Annotated in this window: 26 protein-coding genes; 8 read left to right on the top strand and 18 right to left on the bottom strand. The window is 40.4% G+C overall.

Features of this window, described 5'->3' with window-relative positions:
- Positions 1 to 707 precede the first annotated feature (707 nt).
- From rplQ to WNY98_RS15920, 18 genes are all read right to left on the bottom strand, one after another.
- The gene (gene rplQ, locus WNY98_RS16005) at positions 708 to 1,109 is read right to left on the bottom strand and encodes a 50S ribosomal protein L17 (protein WP_002959450.1); all 402 of its coding nucleotides are present in this window, start codon (positions 1,107 to 1,109) and stop codon (positions 708 to 710) included.
- Between the two features lie 39 nt (positions 1,110 to 1,148).
- Entirely contained in the window at positions 1,149 to 2,135 is a 987-nt protein-coding gene (gene rpoA, locus WNY98_RS16000; protein ID WP_002959452.1) for a DNA-directed RNA polymerase subunit alpha, read from the bottom strand.
- A 24-nt stretch (positions 2,136 to 2,159) separates the two neighbouring features.
- On the bottom strand, positions 2,160 to 2,780 hold the full coding sequence (gene rpsD / locus WNY98_RS15995) for a 30S ribosomal protein S4 (RefSeq protein ID WP_002959461.1): 621 nt from the start codon (positions 2,778 to 2,780) through the stop codon (positions 2,160 to 2,162).
- A gap of 21 nt (positions 2,781 to 2,801) precedes the next feature.
- Complete coding sequence (rpsK, locus tag WNY98_RS15990; protein ID WP_002959471.1) at positions 2,802 to 3,188, bottom strand: 30S ribosomal protein S11; 387 nt, start codon at positions 3,186 to 3,188, stop codon at positions 2,802 to 2,804.
- 12 nt (positions 3,189 to 3,200) lie between these two features.
- Positions 3,201 to 3,557: a 30S ribosomal protein S13 gene (rpsM, locus tag WNY98_RS15985; RefSeq protein WP_007584664.1), complete on the bottom strand. Its 357-nt coding sequence runs from the start codon at positions 3,555 to 3,557 to the stop codon at positions 3,201 to 3,203.
- Between the two features lie 124 nt (positions 3,558 to 3,681).
- Positions 3,682 to 3,795 carry a 50S ribosomal protein L36 gene (gene rpmJ / locus WNY98_RS15980; RefSeq protein WP_002959476.1) on the bottom strand — a complete coding sequence of 38 codons (114 nt, stop codon included), beginning with the start codon at positions 3,793 to 3,795 and terminating at the stop codon, positions 3,682 to 3,684.
- A 22-nt stretch (positions 3,796 to 3,817) separates the two neighbouring features.
- Positions 3,818 to 5,146: a preprotein translocase subunit SecY gene (gene secY, locus WNY98_RS15975; protein WP_024599499.1), complete on the bottom strand. Its 1,329-nt coding sequence runs from the start codon at positions 5,144 to 5,146 to the stop codon at positions 3,818 to 3,820.
- 10 nt (positions 5,147 to 5,156) lie between these two features.
- Entirely contained in the window at positions 5,157 to 5,591 is a 435-nt protein-coding gene (gene rplO, locus WNY98_RS15970; RefSeq protein WP_002959480.1) for a 50S ribosomal protein L15, read from the bottom strand.
- 4 nt (positions 5,592 to 5,595) lie between these two features.
- The gene (gene rpmD / locus WNY98_RS15965; RefSeq protein WP_002959482.1) at positions 5,596 to 5,778 is read right to left on the bottom strand and encodes a 50S ribosomal protein L30; all 183 of its coding nucleotides are present in this window, start codon (positions 5,776 to 5,778) and stop codon (positions 5,596 to 5,598) included.
- 2 nt (positions 5,779 to 5,780) lie between these two features.
- The gene (gene rpsE, locus WNY98_RS15960; RefSeq protein WP_002959485.1) at positions 5,781 to 6,287 is read right to left on the bottom strand and encodes a 30S ribosomal protein S5; all 507 of its coding nucleotides are present in this window, start codon (positions 6,285 to 6,287) and stop codon (positions 5,781 to 5,783) included.
- Between the two features lie 9 nt (positions 6,288 to 6,296).
- On the bottom strand, positions 6,297 to 6,647 hold the full coding sequence (rplR, locus tag WNY98_RS15955) for a 50S ribosomal protein L18 (protein WP_002959486.1): 351 nt from the start codon (positions 6,645 to 6,647) through the stop codon (positions 6,297 to 6,299).
- A 9-nt stretch (positions 6,648 to 6,656) separates the two neighbouring features.
- Positions 6,657 to 7,190, bottom strand: a complete 534-nt coding sequence (gene rplF, locus WNY98_RS15950) for a 50S ribosomal protein L6 (protein ID WP_002959488.1) — start codon at positions 7,188 to 7,190, stop codon at positions 6,657 to 6,659.
- Positions 7,191 to 7,203: 13 nt separating this feature from the next.
- Positions 7,204 to 7,596, bottom strand: coding sequence for a 30S ribosomal protein S8 (gene rpsH / locus WNY98_RS15945; RefSeq protein WP_007584660.1), 393 nt, complete (start codon positions 7,594 to 7,596; stop codon positions 7,204 to 7,206).
- A 21-nt stretch (positions 7,597 to 7,617) separates the two neighbouring features.
- Positions 7,618 to 7,923 (bottom strand): 30S ribosomal protein S14, encoded by a 306-nt coding sequence (gene rpsN, locus WNY98_RS15940; protein WP_010554914.1) that lies wholly within the window; start codon positions 7,921 to 7,923, stop codon positions 7,618 to 7,620.
- 10 nt (positions 7,924 to 7,933) lie between these two features.
- A complete protein-coding gene (gene rplE, locus WNY98_RS15935; protein ID WP_010554915.1) occupies positions 7,934 to 8,473 on the bottom strand; it encodes a 50S ribosomal protein L5 in 540 nt (179 codons plus the stop codon).
- A gap of 16 nt (positions 8,474 to 8,489) precedes the next feature.
- The gene (gene rplX / locus WNY98_RS15930; RefSeq protein ID WP_002959496.1) at positions 8,490 to 8,804 is read right to left on the bottom strand and encodes a 50S ribosomal protein L24; all 315 of its coding nucleotides are present in this window, start codon (positions 8,802 to 8,804) and stop codon (positions 8,490 to 8,492) included.
- 10 nt (positions 8,805 to 8,814) lie between these two features.
- Positions 8,815 to 9,183: a 50S ribosomal protein L14 gene (gene rplN, locus WNY98_RS15925; RefSeq protein ID WP_002959498.1), complete on the bottom strand. Its 369-nt coding sequence runs from the start codon at positions 9,181 to 9,183 to the stop codon at positions 8,815 to 8,817.
- Positions 9,184 to 9,456: 273 nt separating this feature from the next.
- Complete coding sequence (locus tag WNY98_RS15920; protein WP_170072840.1) at positions 9,457 to 11,427, bottom strand: AsmA family protein; 1,971 nt, start codon at positions 11,425 to 11,427, stop codon at positions 9,457 to 9,459.
- Between the two features lie 233 nt (positions 11,428 to 11,660).
- Between WNY98_RS15920 and WNY98_RS15915 the strand changes: the two genes are divergently transcribed.
- The 8 genes from WNY98_RS15915 (at position 11,661) to WNY98_RS15880 (ending at position 18,650) form a co-directional block, all read left to right on the top strand.
- Positions 11,661 to 12,092 carry a hypothetical protein gene (locus tag WNY98_RS15915; protein WP_342878379.1) on the top strand — a complete coding sequence of 144 codons (432 nt, stop codon included), beginning with the start codon at positions 11,661 to 11,663 and terminating at the stop codon, positions 12,090 to 12,092.
- An 8-nt stretch (positions 12,093 to 12,100) separates the two neighbouring features.
- A complete protein-coding gene (locus WNY98_RS15910; RefSeq protein WP_197186171.1) occupies positions 12,101 to 12,301 on the top strand; it encodes a helix-turn-helix transcriptional regulator in 201 nt (66 codons plus the stop codon).
- Positions 12,302 to 12,456: 155 nt separating this feature from the next.
- Positions 12,457 to 13,620: a hypothetical protein gene (locus tag WNY98_RS15905; RefSeq protein WP_024591362.1), complete on the top strand. Its 1,164-nt coding sequence runs from the start codon at positions 12,457 to 12,459 to the stop codon at positions 13,618 to 13,620.
- A gap of 277 nt (positions 13,621 to 13,897) precedes the next feature.
- A complete protein-coding gene (locus WNY98_RS15900) occupies positions 13,898 to 14,584 on the top strand; it encodes a TorF family putative porin (RefSeq protein ID WP_024591363.1) in 687 nt (228 codons plus the stop codon).
- Between the two features lie 192 nt (positions 14,585 to 14,776).
- The gene (locus WNY98_RS15895; RefSeq protein WP_076925848.1) at positions 14,777 to 15,490 is read left to right on the top strand and encodes a YIP1 family protein; all 714 of its coding nucleotides are present in this window, start codon (positions 14,777 to 14,779) and stop codon (positions 15,488 to 15,490) included.
- A gap of 55 nt (positions 15,491 to 15,545) precedes the next feature.
- Entirely contained in the window at positions 15,546 to 16,712 is a 1,167-nt protein-coding gene (locus WNY98_RS15890) for an efflux RND transporter periplasmic adaptor subunit (RefSeq protein WP_024599492.1), read from the top strand.
- On the top strand, positions 16,712 to 17,419 hold the full coding sequence (locus WNY98_RS15885) for an ABC transporter ATP-binding protein (RefSeq protein WP_024594267.1): 708 nt from the start codon (positions 16,712 to 16,714) through the stop codon (positions 17,417 to 17,419). Before WNY98_RS15890 ends, WNY98_RS15885 begins: the two co-directional genes overlap by 1 nt.
- Entirely contained in the window at positions 17,412 to 18,650 is a 1,239-nt protein-coding gene (locus tag WNY98_RS15880) for an ABC transporter permease (RefSeq protein ID WP_076925846.1), read from the top strand. The genes WNY98_RS15885 and WNY98_RS15880 overlap by 8 nt, the downstream gene beginning before the upstream one ends.
- The last annotated feature ends 12 nt before the right edge of the window (positions 18,651 to 18,662 follow it).

The following is an 18,662-nucleotide window of genomic DNA, read 5'->3' as shown; positions in this document are numbered from 1 at the left end:
GTGGGGTCGCATTATAGGGAGATCCGAAAACAGATCAACCCTTTTTTGAAGAAAACTTGAAATAATGTGCTGTTCGCTGAGTATTTGAGCTAAACGCTCAAAAACACAACTAAACTACCAATGATAATAGGTTCTTATAACTATTTGAAATGAAAATTATGATAACTACTAACAGGTAGAGATATATTTCGATCACCTATGTGGAAAAACTAACCAATAGAGTAAGAGTCGTATTGCTATAAATCATTTAAATTAATCAAAAGCGGATAATTGGATTGATCAGGCTATATTTAATAATAGTTTTACATATTTAAGAAGGAAGTTTGCATGGGCCATAATAGTTAACTTTACTATGAGGTTCTTAGTACCGGTATATAGATAAGAGAGACCACGTTATATTTTCTAATCAGATCTATAAGTAAAAAGTTCGTTAGGCTTGCTTTAATTGTAGCTCAATTCGCAGCGGTATTATTAATAGCTGTAAATCACATATATAGTGGAAATGATCTTTGACTAGAATCTGATAGGCTATTTTGAATGAATGGTAAGTGAAGAGTAATTGGGTAGAGCTATTAAAGCAGCTGTCAAAACAACTTATCAATTCAGTATGTACTCACAATAGAAGGTAATTACTGGTTCATATAGTTTGACAAATTTTAGACAAGAAAAAGCCGAGCATAAGCTCGGCTTTTAGGTTTCTTTAAGACTTACTCTGCAGACTGTGCGTCTTCTTGAACTGCTTCGCTAGTCGCTGGGCGACCAACTAGTTCAATATAAGCCATTGGTGCATTATCACCAGTACGGAAGCCACACTTAAGAATACGAGTGTAACCGCCTGGACGATCCGCGTTACGTGGACCGATTTCACTGAATAACTTACCAACAACTTCATTATCACGCGTGCGAGCAAACGCTAAACGGCGATTTGCTACACTGTCAGTCTTAGCCAGTGTGATTAAAGGTTCAATTACACGACGTAACTCTTTCGCTTTAGGCAAAGTAGTTTTGATGATTTCATGTTTCACCAAAGAACCTGCCATATTGCTAAACATCGCTTTACGATGGCTACTGTTACGGTTTAATTGACGACCACTCTTACGATGGCGCATGACCCTATCCTTCTAACTAAACTAATATAGTGATTTAGATTATTCAGCTAAACTTGCAGGTGGCCAATTTTCTAGGCGCATGCCCAGAGAAAGTCCACGTGAAGCTAGCACGTCTTTAATTTCAGTTAGAGACTTCTTACCTAAATTAGGCGTTTTAAGAAGCTCAACTTCAGTGCGCTGAACTAAATCACCGATATATTGAATTTGCTCGGCTTTCAAACAATTTGCTGAGCGTACTGTTAATTCAAGATCATCAACTGGACGAAGTAGAATAGGATCGAATTCTGGCTTCTCTTCTTTCTCTTCTGGCTCAGTTACATCACGTAAATCTACGAATGCATCTAATTGCTCAGCTAAGATAGTAGACGCACGGCGGATCGCTTCTTCTGGATCTAAAGTGCCGTTTGTTTCCATATCAATGATTAACTTGTCTAAATCTGTACGTTGCTCAACTCGAGCTGATTCAACCGAGTACGCAATACGTTCAACTGGGCTAAATGATGCATCAAGCAACAATCTACCAATTGGACGCTCATCGTCATCAGAGGATAAACGACTAGATGCCGGCACATAACCACGACCGCGTTCAACACGAATACGCATGCTGATCTCGCTGTTATTTGTAGTTAAATTACAAATAACGTGATCTGGATTAGCAATTGTTACATCGCCATCGTGCTGAATATCAGCCGCAGTAACAGGGCCTACACCAGATTTAGTCAGGGTCAGAAAAACTTCATCTTTGCCTTCTAACGTTACTGCTAAACCCTTAAGGTTTAATAGTATTTCAATGATGTCTTCTTGAACGCCTTCTTTCGCGCTGTACTCATGTAAAACACCGTCGATTTCAACTTCAGTTACTGCACATCCAGGCATAGATGAAAGTAATATACGGCGTAAAGCATTACCCAGAGTATGACCAAAGCCACGCTCTAATGGTTCTAAAACTATTTTAGAACGCGTTGGGTTGATAGCGTCGATGTCGACTAACCTTGGTTTTAGAAATTCTGTAACAGAACCCTGCATGTTATCCTCTCTTAACTCTTAACTTTACTTAGAGTAAAGTTCGACGATTAGTTGTTCATTAATGTCCGCAGACAAATCTGAACGCTCAGGTAGGCGCTTGAAGCTGCCTTCCAGTTTCTTACCGTCAACTTCAACCCAAGTCGGCTTTTCACGTTGCTCAGCCAACTCTAGAGCAGCGATGATACGTGCTTGTGTCTTAGACTTCTCACGGATTACAACAGTATCTTCTGGAGTAATTACGTATGAAGGAATGTTCACAACACGACCATTAACTAGAATCGCTTTATGGCTTACTAACTGGCGTGCTTCAGCACGTGTGCTAGCAAAACCCATGCGATATACAACATTGTCTAAACGTTGCTCTAAAAGCTGTAACAAGTTTTCACCTGTGTTGCCTTTAAGGCGAGCAGCTTCTTTGTAGTAGTTACGGAATTGCTTTTCTAGTACACCGTAGATACGACGTACTTTTTGCTTTTCACGTAATTGTAAACCGTAATCAGATAAGCGACCTTTACGAGCGCCGTGCTGACCAGGTGCAGTCTCAAGTTTACACTTAGAGTCGATAGCTCTTACGCCGCTCTTAAGGAACAGGTCAGTACCTTCACGACGACTCAGCTTGAGCTTAGGGCCCAAATATCTTGCCATGTTATTTCTCCTAACCTATTGTTAAACGCGACGTTTCTTCGGTGGACGACAACCATTATGTGGTATTGGCGTCACGTCAGTTATGTTGGTAATACGGTAACCAGCAGCATTCAAAGCACGTACAGCAGATTCACGACCTGGACCTGGACCTTTGATGAAAACTTCTAGATTTTTTAAACCGTATTCTTGAGCAGCAGTACCTGCACGCTCTGCAGCAACTTGAGCAGCAAATGGTGTAGATTTACGTGAACCACGGAAACCTGAACCACCGGCAGTAGCCCATGATAGTGCATTACCTTGACGGTCGGTAATCGTTACAATAGTGTTGTTGAAAGACGCATGAACATGAGCCATACCATCAGCAACTTGTTTTTTAACCTTTTTACGACGAATTGGTGTCTTAGCCATAATACTATCCCCTTATCGCTTAATAGGCTTACGAGGACCCTTGCGGGTGCGCGCGTTAGTCTTAGTTCTTTGACCACGTAGTGGTAAAGAGCGACGGTGACGTAGGCCACGATAACAACCAAGGTCCATAAGGCGCTTGATATTTAAAGTAACTTCACGACGAAGATCACCTTCAACAGTGTACTTGCCAACTGCATCACGCAGTACGTCAAGAATTTCGTCTGAAAGTTCACCGATTTTTGTGGTTTCGGCGATACCAGTCGCTACTAAGATAGCCTTAGAGCGAGTCTTACCTATGCCATAAATAGCTGTTAAACCAATAACTGCATGTTTATGATCAGGGACGTTAATGCCAGCAATACGGGCCACTAACACATCTCCTATATTCGAATTTGGTAATCATCTGTTTGAAAAGCCCGTAAGGATACTCAAACGAAGACCAAATTACTACTAAAAACACAGGCCGAGAAAACTCAGCCTGCACGCTGTTTACTTAACCTTGCCTTTGCTTATGCTTAGGCTCACTGCAAATTACGCGTACTACACCAGCACGTTTAATAACTTTACAGTTACGGCATATTTTCTTAACGGAAGCACGTACTTTCATTGCTCAACTCCGTAAACTGACCTTATCGACCGTAGCCTTTAAGGTTCGCTTTTTTCAGCACAGAATCATACTGATGAGACATCAGGTGAGTCTGTACTTGTGCCATAAAGTCCATGATCACTACAACGATAATCAAAACTGATGTACCGCCGAAGTAGAATGGCGTTTGCCACGCCATCGTCATGAATTCAGGCACCAGACAGATAAAGGTTATATACAAAGCACCTGCCAATGTCAGGCGTGTCATCACTTTATCAATGTATTTAGATGTCTGCTCACCTGGACGAATACCTGGGATAAATGCGCCAGATTTCTTAAGGTTATCTGCAGTTTCACGTGGGTTAAACACCAACGCTGTATAGAAAAAGCAGAAGAAGATAATAGCCGCAGCTAAAACAAGCGAGTACAACGGTTGACCTGGGGTCAACGTAGTAGCAACAGCTTGTAATACATCAGCGACTGGACCTTCACCTTGGCCGAACCAGCTAGCAATTGTACCAGGGAACAGAATTATACTGCTAGCGAAGATTGGTGGAATAACACCCGCCATATTTACTTTTAGTGGTAAATGCGTGCTTTGGGCAGCAAATACTTGACGACCTTGTTGGCGTTTCGCGTAGTTAACAACAATACGACGTTGCCCACGTTCGAAAAACACTACAAGATAAGTAACAGCGAATACGATTACCGCAACCATCAACAGTACAAAAACATTCAAATCACCTTGGCGCGCCATTTCGACTGTCGAACCAATAGCAGACGGCAAGTTAGCTACAATACCAACAAATATTAGAACAGAGATACCGTTACCGATACCGCGCTCTGTTATTTGTTCACCCAACCACATAAGGAACATAGTACCAGTAACTAAACTCACCACTGCGGTGAAATAGAAACCCATACCAGGGTTAACAACTAACCCCTCCATCATGCCCGGTAAGCTAGAAGCAATACCGATTGATTGAATAGTAGCTAGCACAAGCGTGCCATAGCGTGTGTACTGGCTAATTTTTTTACGCCCTTGCTCACCTTCTTTCTTAAGCTCTATAAACGGAGGATACATATGCGTTAATAGTTGCGTAATAATCGAAGCCGAGATATACGGCATAATACCCAGTGCTAACACTGAAGCTCGCTCAAGAGCACCACCACTGAACATGTTGAACATCTCAACAATGGTGCCCTTTTGTTGCTCGAAGAAATCGGCAAGTACAGCGGCGTCAATCCCAGGGATCGGCACAAATGAACCTAGACGGTAAATTATGATAGCACCCAATACGAAGAGTAATCGGCGCTTCAATTCCGAAAGTCCACCTTGTGCACTTTGTGTATCTTGACCTGGTTTAGCCATTAGTACTTCCTTAGTCTTCTACCTTGCCTCCGGCAGCTTCAATAGCTTCGCGAGCACCTTTAGAGGCTTTAAGGCCTTTAACGGTAACAGCGCGTGAAACTTCGCCAGATTTAACAACTTTAACGAAAAGAACGTTCTTTTTAACTAGACCAGCTGCTTGTAACGCGCTTAGGTCTACCACATCGCCTTCAACTTTAGCGATTTCAAAAAGGTTTATTTCTGCAGATACTAAAGATTTGCGAGAAGTAAAACCAAATTTAGGTAGACGACGTTGCATAGGCATTTGACCGCCTTCAAAACCAACGCGTACTTTGCCGCCAGAACGTGATTTTTGACCTTTGTGACCACGACCGCCAGTCTTACCTAGACCAGAACCGATACCACGACCAACACGTTTTGGAGCAGTTTTTGAACCTGCAGCAGGTGAAAGTGTATTCAAATGCATCGAATTAACCCTCTACCTTAACCATGTAAGAAACCTTGTTTATCATACCACGTACACATGCTGTGTCTTCTAACTCAACAGTGTGGTTGATACGACGTAAACCAAGACCGCGTAATGTAGCTTTATGTTTCGGTAAACGACCGATAGAGCTTTTTACTTGTGTTACTTTTACAGTTTGATTTGCCATGGTTACCCCAGTATTTCGTCTACGCGAAGGCCACGTTTTGCAGCGATTGACTGTGGAGAATTCATATTCTCAAGAGCCGAAATCGTTGCACGTACCACGTTGATTGGGTTAGTAGAACCGTAACATTTAGAAAGTACGTTCTGCACACCAGTCACTTCAAGTACTGCACGCATAGCACCACCTGCAATGATACCAGTACCTTCAGATGCTGGTTTCATGAACACTAGTGAGCCAGCATGACGTCCCTTAACAGGATGCTGTAATGTGTTGCCATTTAGGTCTACGTTGATCATGTTACGACGTGCTTTTTCCATTGCTTTTTGAATAGCAGCTGGAACTTCACGTGCTTTACCATAACCAAAACCTACTTTACCTGCGCCATCACCAACTACAGTTAGTGCAGTAAAGCTAAAGATACGACCACCTTTAACTACTTTAGACACACGGTTCACCGCGATTAGCTTTTCAGCTAGATCAGGCTGTTGTTGCTTTGCTTCTACGTTAGCCATAGTCTACTCCTAGAATTGCAAACCGGCTTCACGCGCAGCATCAGCTAGCGCCTTCACACGGCCGTGATATTTAAAGCCACTGCGATCAAAAGCAATCTTTTCGATGCCTTTGTCAGCCGCACGTTCAGCAACCGCTTTGCCAACTGCTTGCGCAGCTTCAACGTTACCGGTGCCTTTAACTGTTTCGCTAATAGCCTTTTCAACAGTAGAAGCAGCAGCCAGTACATTACCCTCAGCATTTACAACTTGAGCGTAGATGTGACGTGGCGTGCGGTGGATAACAAGACGCGTTGTGCCTTGTTCAATATAATTTCTACGAGTGCGTTTAGCACGACGTAGACGAGCTGTTTTTTTATCCATCGTCTTACCTTACTTCTTCTTAGCCTCTTTACGGCGTACATTCTCATCTGAATAACGAACACCCTTACCTTTATAAGGCTCAGGTTTACGGTATGCACGAATGTTAGCAGCTGTTTGACCAACTAACTGCTTGTCTACGCCCTTAACTAGAACTTCTGTTTGGCTTGGAGTTTCAATCGTAATTCCTTCAGGAACTGCGAAATTAACTGGGTGTGAGAAGCCAAGAGTTAAATCTAATGTTTTACCCTTAGCTGCAGCACGGTAACCCACGCCTACTAACTGAAGTTTCTTCTCGTAACCTTCATGCGTACCAACAACCATGTTGTTGATTAGAGCGCGAGCAGTACCTGCTTGAGCCCATGCATTAGCTACGCCATCACGAGGTAAAGTAGTAATAACGTTGTCATTAACTTGCACTTCAACAGCGTTGTTGATAGTACGAGTAAGTTCACCGTTTTTGCCTTTAACTGTGATTTCCTGGCCTTTTAATGTAACTTCTACACCGGCAGGAACAGTAATTGGTGCCTTTGCTATGCGAGACATAGTTCCCCTCCGATTAAGCTACAAAACCAATGATTTCACCACCAACACCAGCACTACGTGCTGTGCGGTCTGTCATTAGGCCTTTAGAAGTTGATACGATAGCGATACCAAGACCACCCATTACCTTAGGTAATTGGTCACGTTTCTTATAGATACGTAGACCAGGGCGACTTACACGCTGGATATTTTCAATTACAGCTTTGCCTTCGAAGTACTTCAACTCGATAGAAAGCTCAGGTTTAGTTTCACCGTTAACGGCGAAATCTACGATATAACCTTCGTCTTTTAGTACTTTAGCTAATGCTACTTTCAGCTTTGAAGTTGGCATCGTTACAGATACTTTCTTCGCTGATTGACCGTTACGAATTCGTGTAAACAAATCCGCGATAGGATCTTGCAAGCTCATAGTCTTACTCCCATGATTCTATTACCAGCTAGCCTTTTTAAGGCCAGGAATTTCACCGCGCATAGCTGCTTCGCGAACTTTAATACGGCTCATGCCGAATTTGCGAAGGAAACCATGTGGGCGGCCCGTAATGTTACAACGATTACGTTGACGTGCAGGGCTAGAATCACGAGGTAAAGCTTGTAGCTTAAGTACCGCGTCCCAACGATCATCTTCAGATGTATTAACATCACTGATGATAGCTTTTAGTGCTGCGCGCTTTTCAGCGAACTGAGCAACTAGTTTTGTGCGCTTTGCTTCGCGCGCTTTCATAGAATTCTTTGCCATAACCCTACCCTTATTTCTTAAATGGGAAGTTAAACGCTTCTAACAACGCACGGCCTTCCTCATCAGATTTCGCAGAAGTAGTGATAGTAATATCCATACCGCGTACACGGTCTACTTTATCGTAATCGATTTCTGGGAAGATGATTTGTTCACGTACGCCCATGCTGTAGTTGCCACGTCCATCAAAAGACTTAGCACTTACGCCACGGAAGTCACGAATACGTGGGATAGCGATTGATACCAAACGCTCAAAAAAGTCCCACATACGCTCGCCGCGTAGGGTTACTTTACAACCAATCGGGTAACCTTCACGCACTTTGAAGCCAGCAACAGATTTGCGTGCTTTAGTGATTAGAGGTTTCTGACCAGAGATTGCTGCTAGATCCGCTACTGCGTTATCTAAAATCTTCTTGTCAGCTAGGGCTTCGCCCACGCCCATATTCAATGTGATCTTTTCGATCTGAGGGACTTGCATGACAGAGCTGAAACCAAACTTCTCTTGAAGTTCAGCAACTACTTTGTCTTTATATACTTCATGCAGTTTCGCCATCATTCTACTCCAACTATTAGATAGTTTTACCAGTAGATTTAAAGATACGTAATTTCTTACCATCTTCAATCTTGAAACCTACACGATCAGCTTTACTCGTTTCCGAGTTGAAGATCGCAACGTTTGATGCATCCATAGATGCTTCTTTCTCAACAATGCCGCCAGCTTGGTTCAATTGTGGAACCGGCTTTTGGTGTTTCTTGATCAAGTTTATGCCTTCGACAAAGATTCGACCAGATTCAGTAACAACTGAAAGCACTTTTCCGCGCTTACCTTTGTCTTTACCTGCTAGTACGATTACTTCGTCATCACGACGTATTTTTGCTGCCATGATTGGCTCCTTACAGTACTTCTGGGGCTAGTGAAACGATTTTCATGAACTTATCATTACGAAGTTCGCGAGTCACAGGGCCGAAAATACGTGTACCAATTGGCTGCAAGTTATCATTTAAGATAACAGCCGCGTTGCTGTCAAAACGGATCAGAGAACCATCTGGACGGCGAACACCTTTTCTGGTACGCACAACTACCGCGTTTTTAACATCACCTTTCTTCACTTTACCGCGAGGAATAGCTTCTTTTACAGAAACTTTAATGATGTCGCCAATCGCTGCGTAGCGACGGTGTGAACCACCAAGGACTTTTATACACTGCACTTTGCGAGCGCCGCTGTTATCAGCAACTTCCAGCTGAGTTTGCATTTGGATCATGTTAATGACCTCCGGTGTAGTAATTACAACGTGTCTAAAATTCGTTTAAAAATCAGACATTTCGATTAAATCCCAATCAAAAAACAAACGAGTTGTCTCTTAAGGGCGGGCAATTGTACCAGCATTGAGGGGGTAGTGATAGGTTATTTTTTAATTAATTTAGAGCGTACGGTTATTAAAGTTGAGTAATTACGGCTATGTAGCTATTTTACAGGTGGTTACAAAACAAACAAGGCACTATATAAGTGCCTTGTTTGTTTTAACTATAGATGATTAACCGAATAAACCTTTTAATTTATCTTTAATCTTATCCTTTGCTTTGTCTTTGGCTTTTTCTTTTGCCTCATCGACTTTTTGTTTAGCTTCATCTTTAAGCGCATTACCCACATCAAGCTTTATACCAACATCGTGGAAAGGCCCTTTTATACGTAGTGGTATTTTAAAACCAGTACTGTCATCAGTGGTTCCCTGTCCTTCGATTGATCCAACTATGCCTGTAACCAAACGGTAGTTAACCGCTGTTTGCGGTAAATCAACATCGCCTTCACCTGATATTCTTATGAGTGGGCTAATAAGTGATAAATCAGTATTTTTACCAACACCATTAGTAAAATTAAAACTACCAGTTAGTGCAGAGAAATCTGTTTGCTCAGATTCTTCAAATCCGGTATCCAGCCCTTCAGACGCTGCACCAAAGTTTCCTGAAATGAGTTCCTTACCTTTACGAACCATCTCAGCTATATTCGCACCTTTTACAGCCCCATCAGCAAACTCAAATCCAAGTTTTCCGTTAAGCGCACCAATAAACGACTTTTGACTTTGGCCAGTTGTGTTTAGGTTCCAATTTAAAGAACCCTTACCCATTAGCTTGTCAAAACCTGCCGCATCAGTTAATAAAGGCTGTGCATCTATACCAGCTAAGTCAAAGTTAGTTGATATTTTATAAGGCACTTGTTGTGCGTTTACATTGATAACCCCTTTACCTGACCCTTCATAAGCAGAAAAGCTATCTAAGCTTAGTTTTGCAACGCTATTTTTTAAAGCAACAGTAAATTGATTTGCGCCCAACTTAATATCGTTAGCTTTTAATCCACTTGAACGAATAACTACATTCGCATCTAGTGAATTTAACGCACTTAGATCAATTTTAGTGTCATCCCATACTATTGGCTCTGCAGGTTTATCATTTTGCTCTACTGGCTCTTCTTGTTTTGCTACTGCTTCAGGTAGATACGGATTTAAATCAAGCATACCTAAATCAATATCAGCATTTACAGTTAAACGCTTACCTAGGTTAAGCTCGCTCTTACCTTTTATTTCCAATGCGTCTAACGTCGCAACTAAATCTTCTAAATTAAATTTCTCACCTGCTAGGTGCATTTTACCGTTTACACTAAATGCGTTAAAAGCATTATCTTTAGCGTCTAACTCTACACCTTGCCATTTCGCAATACGTTTAACAGACTCACCACTTAGTGCTAACTGACCTTTAATATCTTGGCCTTGCCCAGCGATGCTCCCTTCGAACGTTAAATCAACTAAACGAGAATCTAAGGTTTGTTTAACATTAAAAGTAGCACCTTCAATTGCTTTAGCAGGAGTATCTAATTTTATATCAAGCTCAAAACGCTCCTGCATATAAGTAATACCCCCTTTTACTTCTAATGTTTTACGAAGTGATGGAAGTAAAATAGCGAGTTCTAAATCACTAATTTGTTGCTTAGCACCTGTTAGACCATCTAGATAAGTAAATGTGCCGCCATAAATAGCAACCTCACCTAACTCAATATCAAAGTTATCTGGAAGCTTTATCGCTTCACCTGATTGGCTTTGCTCTTTAGGTTGCTCTGCAACTGCATCAAATAACTGCCAATTAGCTTTACCATTTTTGTCAGTTTCTAATAGGATATTTGGTTCGTTTATCACAAACTTATCTAATTTAAACTCACCACCAAATAATGAAAACCAAGGTATGTGTACAGCAAGCTGTTTCATACTCGCCATATCGGCGCGCGAACCTGATTCCATATTTGCAAAATGCACGTCGTTAAGTTCTAACTTTAATGCAGGGAATACGCTAAGTGTTTTATCACCTTTAATAGTAAGAGTGCGCCCAGTTGTTTGTTCTACCTGCTGCGACACTTTATTAAAAATAGTATCAGTAGGGATTAAAAACGGTGCGGCAACAATTAGTGCTATACATAATAAAAGTATTACACCTACAATTTTAAGTAAGGTTTTCATGATCGTCCTTTCAAACGTGCAAATAATGTTCTTATCATAGCGAGTGTTAGCCTTAAAATCATTGTAGTTGATGTAAAAAAGCCACTAAAACTACTTTACCTGTTCTATATGAATCTTTCCTGAAACATTTTGATACCTTTAGGTTACAAATAAGTATTGACCCGATGATACCCCAAGGTTACATTGATACCCAAAGGTTACAAAAAATAAAATACTATCACAGGATGAATACTATGAAACAACAGGATATTAAAACTGAAGAACAATTTATGGGTCAAAACATATGGATTAGTTTAAGCGCAGGGATAGTTTGTTTACTTCTCTGTGTTTACTCACTAATAAAACAAGATCAACATATTGGAGGGCTTTTAACTGTTGGAATGGGCGTTTTTTTTTATGTCGTTATAGTGATTATTTACCTCATTAAAGGGGGCTTTCCGTTAAAAATGTATTTTCAATACGCTTATAAAGATGAGTTTCTAAACACCATTGATACTAATGCCTATAAACATTTAAGTTTTGCATTTATATTTTGCCTTCTTGGAGTTTTTTATAAAGGTAATGAAATAGCTAGCGAGGTCTCGCATGCAACTATGGCAATATTCTACCTAGGTATCATGCTCTTGGTATATGGCGCTTCATTGCTTTGGCAAAATCGTGATTAGGAGAGGAAATGCAAAATAACATAGCAAAGTATCGAAAAGAAGCCAGGCTTTCACAGCAAGAACTTGCTGATGCTATTAACGTGTCGCGCAAAACAATAAGTACCGTAGAAACAAACCGGTTTACGCCGTCGGTAATAATTGCTCTAAAAATAGCAAAGCATTTTAATACCTCAGTCGAAGGTCTCTTTGTACTGGATGAAAATGATTGATACATGTTAAAGCATTAGTCTCATTTTATTAGCAAAAATACTGATTTAGTCACTTCAATTGCAACGTATGGAGGACAGCGCTGTTGTTATTAGCGTAATTGCGCTAAAATAGACCAGCAAAAAAATATATATCTAAACCGGAGATTCTACAAGGCATGAAAAAACTGCTAATTTCACCGTCAAAAATGACGCTAGGCGAACAAGAAAATCAAATCTATCAGAACATTCTGAAGCAATCTTCAGAGTTAAGCCTTAACCTTATGGCCGTGAAAGTAGAAAACCACCCTGATGATTTTTTACCTTGGTGTTACGAATTGCTAAGTGCAAGCAGAGATCGTATGAACTACGATTTACTAGAGCCACAGCAGTTACCAGTACTTAAGAAGCTACACGATCAGCTTATTTCAGCTATCAGCTTTTTACAGGTTAAAACTTTACGTATTGCTCCGTGGCCTGTTGTAAGTGTATTTGTAGAACAACACAAAGATGTTATTGCACTTGATGAACAGCTTCGTTTGGTAGACTACATCAAAAGCATTCGTGAACAGTCTCTTAAAGATATGATTCCTGAAGACTTACTTGCGTTTAGCGGTAAGCACATGGCATCACTTGATCCAAGCACATACAACTTTGACGTTGAATGGTTTGCATCTACAAAAAGTGCAAAGAGCTTCCATCAAATGCTTGGTGATTTACCAGGTGCTTTTGACGATGCACTAGTGAATATTCCACTTGAAGGTGATATTACTCAATACGAATATCAACAATTTGTTGCTGCTTATTCAAAAATATTCACCGACAACAACGAAAAACCAACACTTGCGCCTGCAACACGACTGCTTGCAATGCGTCGCCCTGATTTATTTACTCCGATTACAAATAATCGATTAGATGCATTATGTGGTGCCCTTGGTGTTTCTAAACTTAAAAATAGTGATTTTGAGCGTTACTGGCAAGATATCGTAAAAGGTATTCAAGCTATGTCATGGTACAAAATGGCTAAACCTAGTAATGAGTTAGAAGAACAATTGGTTGCTATTAAAGCATTAATTCCATGTTTCTTTCACTACGCTGATGCTAAAACACCAGATAACTCTAACTACATTAAACTGCTAACCAAGCCTAAACGTACTACAACTACTACAGGTAAAACTCAGCGTAGAGGTAAAGAGTCTGCAGAAATATTAGTAGACCGTGCACTTGCTGCTGACGATATTCCTGAGCATATTCGCAGTAAACGTGATTCAATTGTGAGTGAAGTACAAAAAGGTCGCAGCGTAAACGAAACAATTAGCCTTATGCGCACTATATTCGGTTAAAATCTTCTAATTTAGCCGTACTTTTATGGTGCGGCTAGGTTAATTTATGCACCAGCAATGTGCGCAACATCTTCCTTCATATTATACCCCCATCCTATTCATAAAATTCAAGCTCATGTTTTTAATAAATAAAAAATAATTTTTAATAAAAAATAATGAAGCTGGCACATACAGTGCAATTATCCCGTTAGTTAAACAATAAAAAGCCGTCAGCCTAAAGGTTCCGATTACATAATAAAAACCTTGGCGAGCAAAAATCATATAACGGGAAATGGACATGCTAAAACTAAAAAAAACAATCGCTATCAGTGCTATAGCATTAATGGGCGCAACATCTTTAACGTCAACAGCCGTACATGCTGAAGTAACAGCAAACGCAGCTGCAACATCAAACTACTTATGGCGTGGTCAAGAGCAAACTGGGGGCGATGCAGCTATTTCAGGCGGTATTGATTACGCTAATGAATCGGGCTTTTATGCAGGTACTTGGGCTTCAAATGCATCGTGGGCAGATGAAATGACCTATGAGCTTGATTTATATGCAGGCTTTGGTGGCGACATTAACGAAAGCGTTAGCTATGATGTTGGCTATATTTATTACGCTTACCCAGACGCAGCCTCTGAAGCTGACGCAGATTTCTCTGAAATTTACGGTAGCATCAGTGTTGAAGGCTTTACCTTTGGTGCTTCAGTACTAGCAACATCAGCTGCAAGTGGTGATGGTACAGACTTTGGTGATTCACTTTACCTGACAGCTGACTACGGTTTTGCTGTTGGCAGTAACGGCACTGAAATGGCACTTCACTTAGGCCACTACTCTGGTGACTTTATTGGTGATGACAATATCTTAGATTACGGTGTATCAATTTCGAAAGATGGGTTCACTTTTGGTTTATCTGATACAGATATGGATGACTCAGATATTAAAGCTTACGTTGCTTATTCTGTAGACTTTAATTTATAAGAAAGAATGTGTTACTTGCTGCAACACGAAGGGCCTTTTGGCCCTTTTCTTATTTTTGAACAAGCCCCTTCACACCTGTTAACAAACCGTTACAATTGAATGAAAACAATACATACATTTTCCTTTATTCTATTACCTAGTCACTGGGCATTTATAACTGCCTAGCCATAAAATAGGTATAAAGGAATAATAATGAAATCACCTAACGCGTTTAGCGCCCTACTCGATATTTATATAAGTCCTAGTAAAGCTTTCAATGGTGTTGAACACGCCAGAGGTTGGTCATGGCTTGCTTTTATAGTCATGTCTTTAGTTTCAATGGCGAGTATTTATATTTTTTATTCCACTGTTGATATGCAGTTTTTGATTAATGAGCAAGTAGCAGCATCAACTATTGATGCGACGATTGGCGAGCAAAAAATGATTCGCCAAAGTATAGAGCAAAATGCAGAAGGCCAAGTATGGTTTGGTTTGTTTGGCGGCGTAATTGCGCTGGCTATCATGAATGCATTAATGGCACTTTATTATATGCTTGTGGCTAAACAGGATCCTGCATCAGAACATAGCTACGGAGCTTGGTATGGATTCTCTACCTGGACAATGATGCCAGTTGTTATTTCAAGCCTAGGAACAATTGCTCTTGTACTAAGTGCAAGTACAGATCAAATATCTCAACAAGCCGTATTTAGCTATGCATCCATTAACCAATTAATAATAGGACTTGAAATTGGCCATCCTTTTTATAGCTTATTAGAATCAATAAACTTGTTTAGCTTTTGGAGCATTGCGCTGGGAATGATCGGCTTAAAATGCTGGACTAATTTTTCAACTAACAAAGCACTCCTATTCTCTGCTCTTCCTTCAATTATTATTTTTGGTATTTGGGCAATCATTGCAGCAAGTTAACTCTTAAGTGGAGGTAGATACTAGCTCCACATTACTTAATTCACGGATAGATAAAATGAAAAAAGCAATAATCATCACACTCGCTGTAGGCGCATTTATAGCCCTAATTGTGTCAAAGCAAATTTCTGGCGATGAAAAACAAGCCGAAGTAAATATTGCTCAAGTAGAGCTTGGCGACATTGCTGACTCAATAATGGCTTCAGGTAATTTAGTTTTTAATACACAAGTGCAATTACGCTCTGAAGTGACAGGCCGAGTGGATAAAATATTTGTTCAAGAAGGCCAAGGAGTTAAACAAGGCGATATGTTAATGCGCCTTGATACAACTGCTTTTGAATCAGAAGTTACCCGTAGTAAAGCAATCCTTCGCGCCACAGAGATTGAAATTAAACATAGTAGAACACGCCTGACCAATCTAGAGCGACAACTTAAAAGACAAAAAGACTTATACGATGTAGGTTTAGGTAATCAAGAAAGCTATGAGAACATTGAAAGCGCACGCGATCTAGCTAAAATCGATATTGAATCACGAATAGAGTCGTACAACCAAGCACAAGCGTCACTACAAATTGCGCAAGATCGCTTAAGTAAAAGTGTATTTAGAGCTCCAATGAGCGGCTTGCTTGCATCTGTAAATATTAAAGAAGGTGAAACCGTTATAGCCGGTACTACTAATATTATTGGCTCTGATTTAATGCTAGTAGCAGACCCAAGCGCTATTTTAGCCGAGCTACGTGTGGATGAAACTGACATTGCGAGTATTAAGCTTAACCAAAAAGCGAATATTTATGCGGCCGCATATCCTAATAAACCATTTAGTGGCACAGTAATCAATATTGGTACTTCAGCTAAAAACCAAGCCGGCTCTCAAGGTTTATCGTTTAAAGTAAAAGTATTACTCGATACTACTGAGCGCCAGCTATATGCAGGAATGAGTTGTAGAGCAGAGATCGCAACAAGCATTGCCGAAAACGGTTTAAAACTTCCAATAGAAGCAATCCAAAAAGAAGACGATAAAACATTTGTATGGCGACTAAATAGCGATAATACAGTTAGTAAAATTGCCATAACTGTTGGAATATCATCTGATATAGAGCAAGCAATTACTGACGGCTTAAATGAAGGCGACAACATTGTTATTGGTCCTGCGCGCCCAGTAAGTCTTTTGACTGAAGGTGATGTGGTAAAACTTAAGTCAGATGCAGACAAGGAAGAAGCTTAATGTCTGCGGTAATCAAACTTGAGCATATTAATAAACAATACAAAATGGGCTCAGAGGTATTTAAAGCACTTGATGATGTAAACGTACATATAATGCAAAACGAGTACGTGGCGATTATAGGACCTTCTGGTTCAGGCAAGTCGACCTTAATGAACTTACTCGGTTGTTTAGATACACCCAGCAGTGGCGAATACTACTTAAAAGATAAACTAGTAAAAAGTATGACCGAGACAGAGCTTGCTCATCAGCGTAATGAAAGTGTCGGGTTTATATTTCAAAGCTTTAACTTAATACCACGTGCAACCGCACTAGAAAATGTAATGCAGCCTTTAGTATATCGCTTTATTCCTAGTAAACAACGCAAGCAACAAGCTCTAGAAGCACTAAAGCGGGTAGGTCTCGGTGATAAAGTTAATCATTTATCTAGCCAGCTATCGGGCGGGCAACGTCAACGGGTTGCTATTGCCCGCGCTTTAGTCACAAAACCACATATATTATTAGGAGATGAACCCACAGGTAATCTTGATAGTAAAACGACCCGCGAAATTATGGATTTGTTTGATGAGCTGCATAACGAAGGTCACACTATTATTTTAGTAACACATGAGCAAGAAATTGCCGATCATTGCCAACGCGTAATTCGTTTAGTCGACGGTAAAGTGGTAAGTGATGTAACTAAAGATGAAGGAATCAAGCAGCATGTTTAAATCAGCTCTTGCGATAATGGAAGGCACTAAAGCCGCTTTTTCAGCTATTAAAGCTAATGCAATGCGCAGCGCACTGACCTGTTTGGGCATTATTATTGGTGTTGCCGCCGTAGTTACTGTAGTTGCAGTAATGCAGGGTTTTACAAAGCAAATAAATGATCAATTTGCTGATATGTCGCCAGATGTAACAACAATAAAGCCTTACACCAGTATTGAACTCGAAATGGTTGGTAAAAATGCCAAGCTTACCTACGACGATTTTTTAGCTTTAAAGTCGCGTATAAAAGAAGCTGAAACGCTAACTGCCCTAATGTTTACCTGGCGTTTTTCGGGAGGGGCTGAGTATGGAAATAAAAGCCATTCATCGCGTGTAATAGGTACTGAGCAAGACTATCAAAAAGCGTATCGTACTTACCCTGAACTTGGCCGCTTTATTCGTGCCGAAGATGATGATAAACGTAGAAGAGTCGCATTTATCGGCCCTTCAATCATAGAAAAGCTAAACCTTCCTGAAAACCCAGTAGGTGAATATATAAAACTAGGTGGTGAATGGTTTAGGATTATTGGTGTTGCTGAAAAACAAGGTAGCTTATTTGGCTTTGACCAAGACGATTACATTAATATTCCAATTAGTACTATGAGTGCTTTAGAAGGCGGAAGTACACAAACTAATGTGCAAATTATGTTTAGGTTAAATGAAGGTACTAACGAAGAACAAGTGCTTGCAAAAATAACCCGTGTATTACGCCAACTACATAAACTAAAAGAGAAAGATGAAAACGACTTTGAATTTGAAACCGCTGAAAAATCTCGTGCCCAAATAGATAAATTTACCAGCAGTGCTACCGCTATTACTGCAGGTATTGTTGGCATTAGCTTACTCGTTGGCGGTATTGGTGTAATGAATATAATGCTCGTGTCGGTAACTGAACGCACACGCGTTATTGGTACATTAAAAGCACTAGGCGCAACGCCTGGCTTTATTATGCTGCAGTTTTTAGTTGAAGCCGTTGTGCTTTCACTCTTTGGTGGCTTAATAGGACTCATTATAGGGTATGGCGCCGCAGGGCTAATTTCATTCTTAGTCCCGAGTATGCCTGATGCATATATACCAGCATGGGCTGTAATACTATCGTTCGGATTTACATCAATGATTGGAATTATATTTGGTTTAGCCCCCGCAATTAAAGCAGCAAGACTAAACCCTATAGATGCACTACGTTACGAGTGATAGTGATAATAA

This window comes from Pseudoalteromonas sp. AS71 (genome assembly GCF_038900275.1).
Classification (GTDB): Bacteria; Pseudomonadota; Gammaproteobacteria; order Enterobacterales; family Alteromonadaceae; genus Pseudoalteromonas.
Note: the sequence above shows the minus strand (reverse complement) of the source record. Positions and strands in the feature narration are given on the sequence as shown.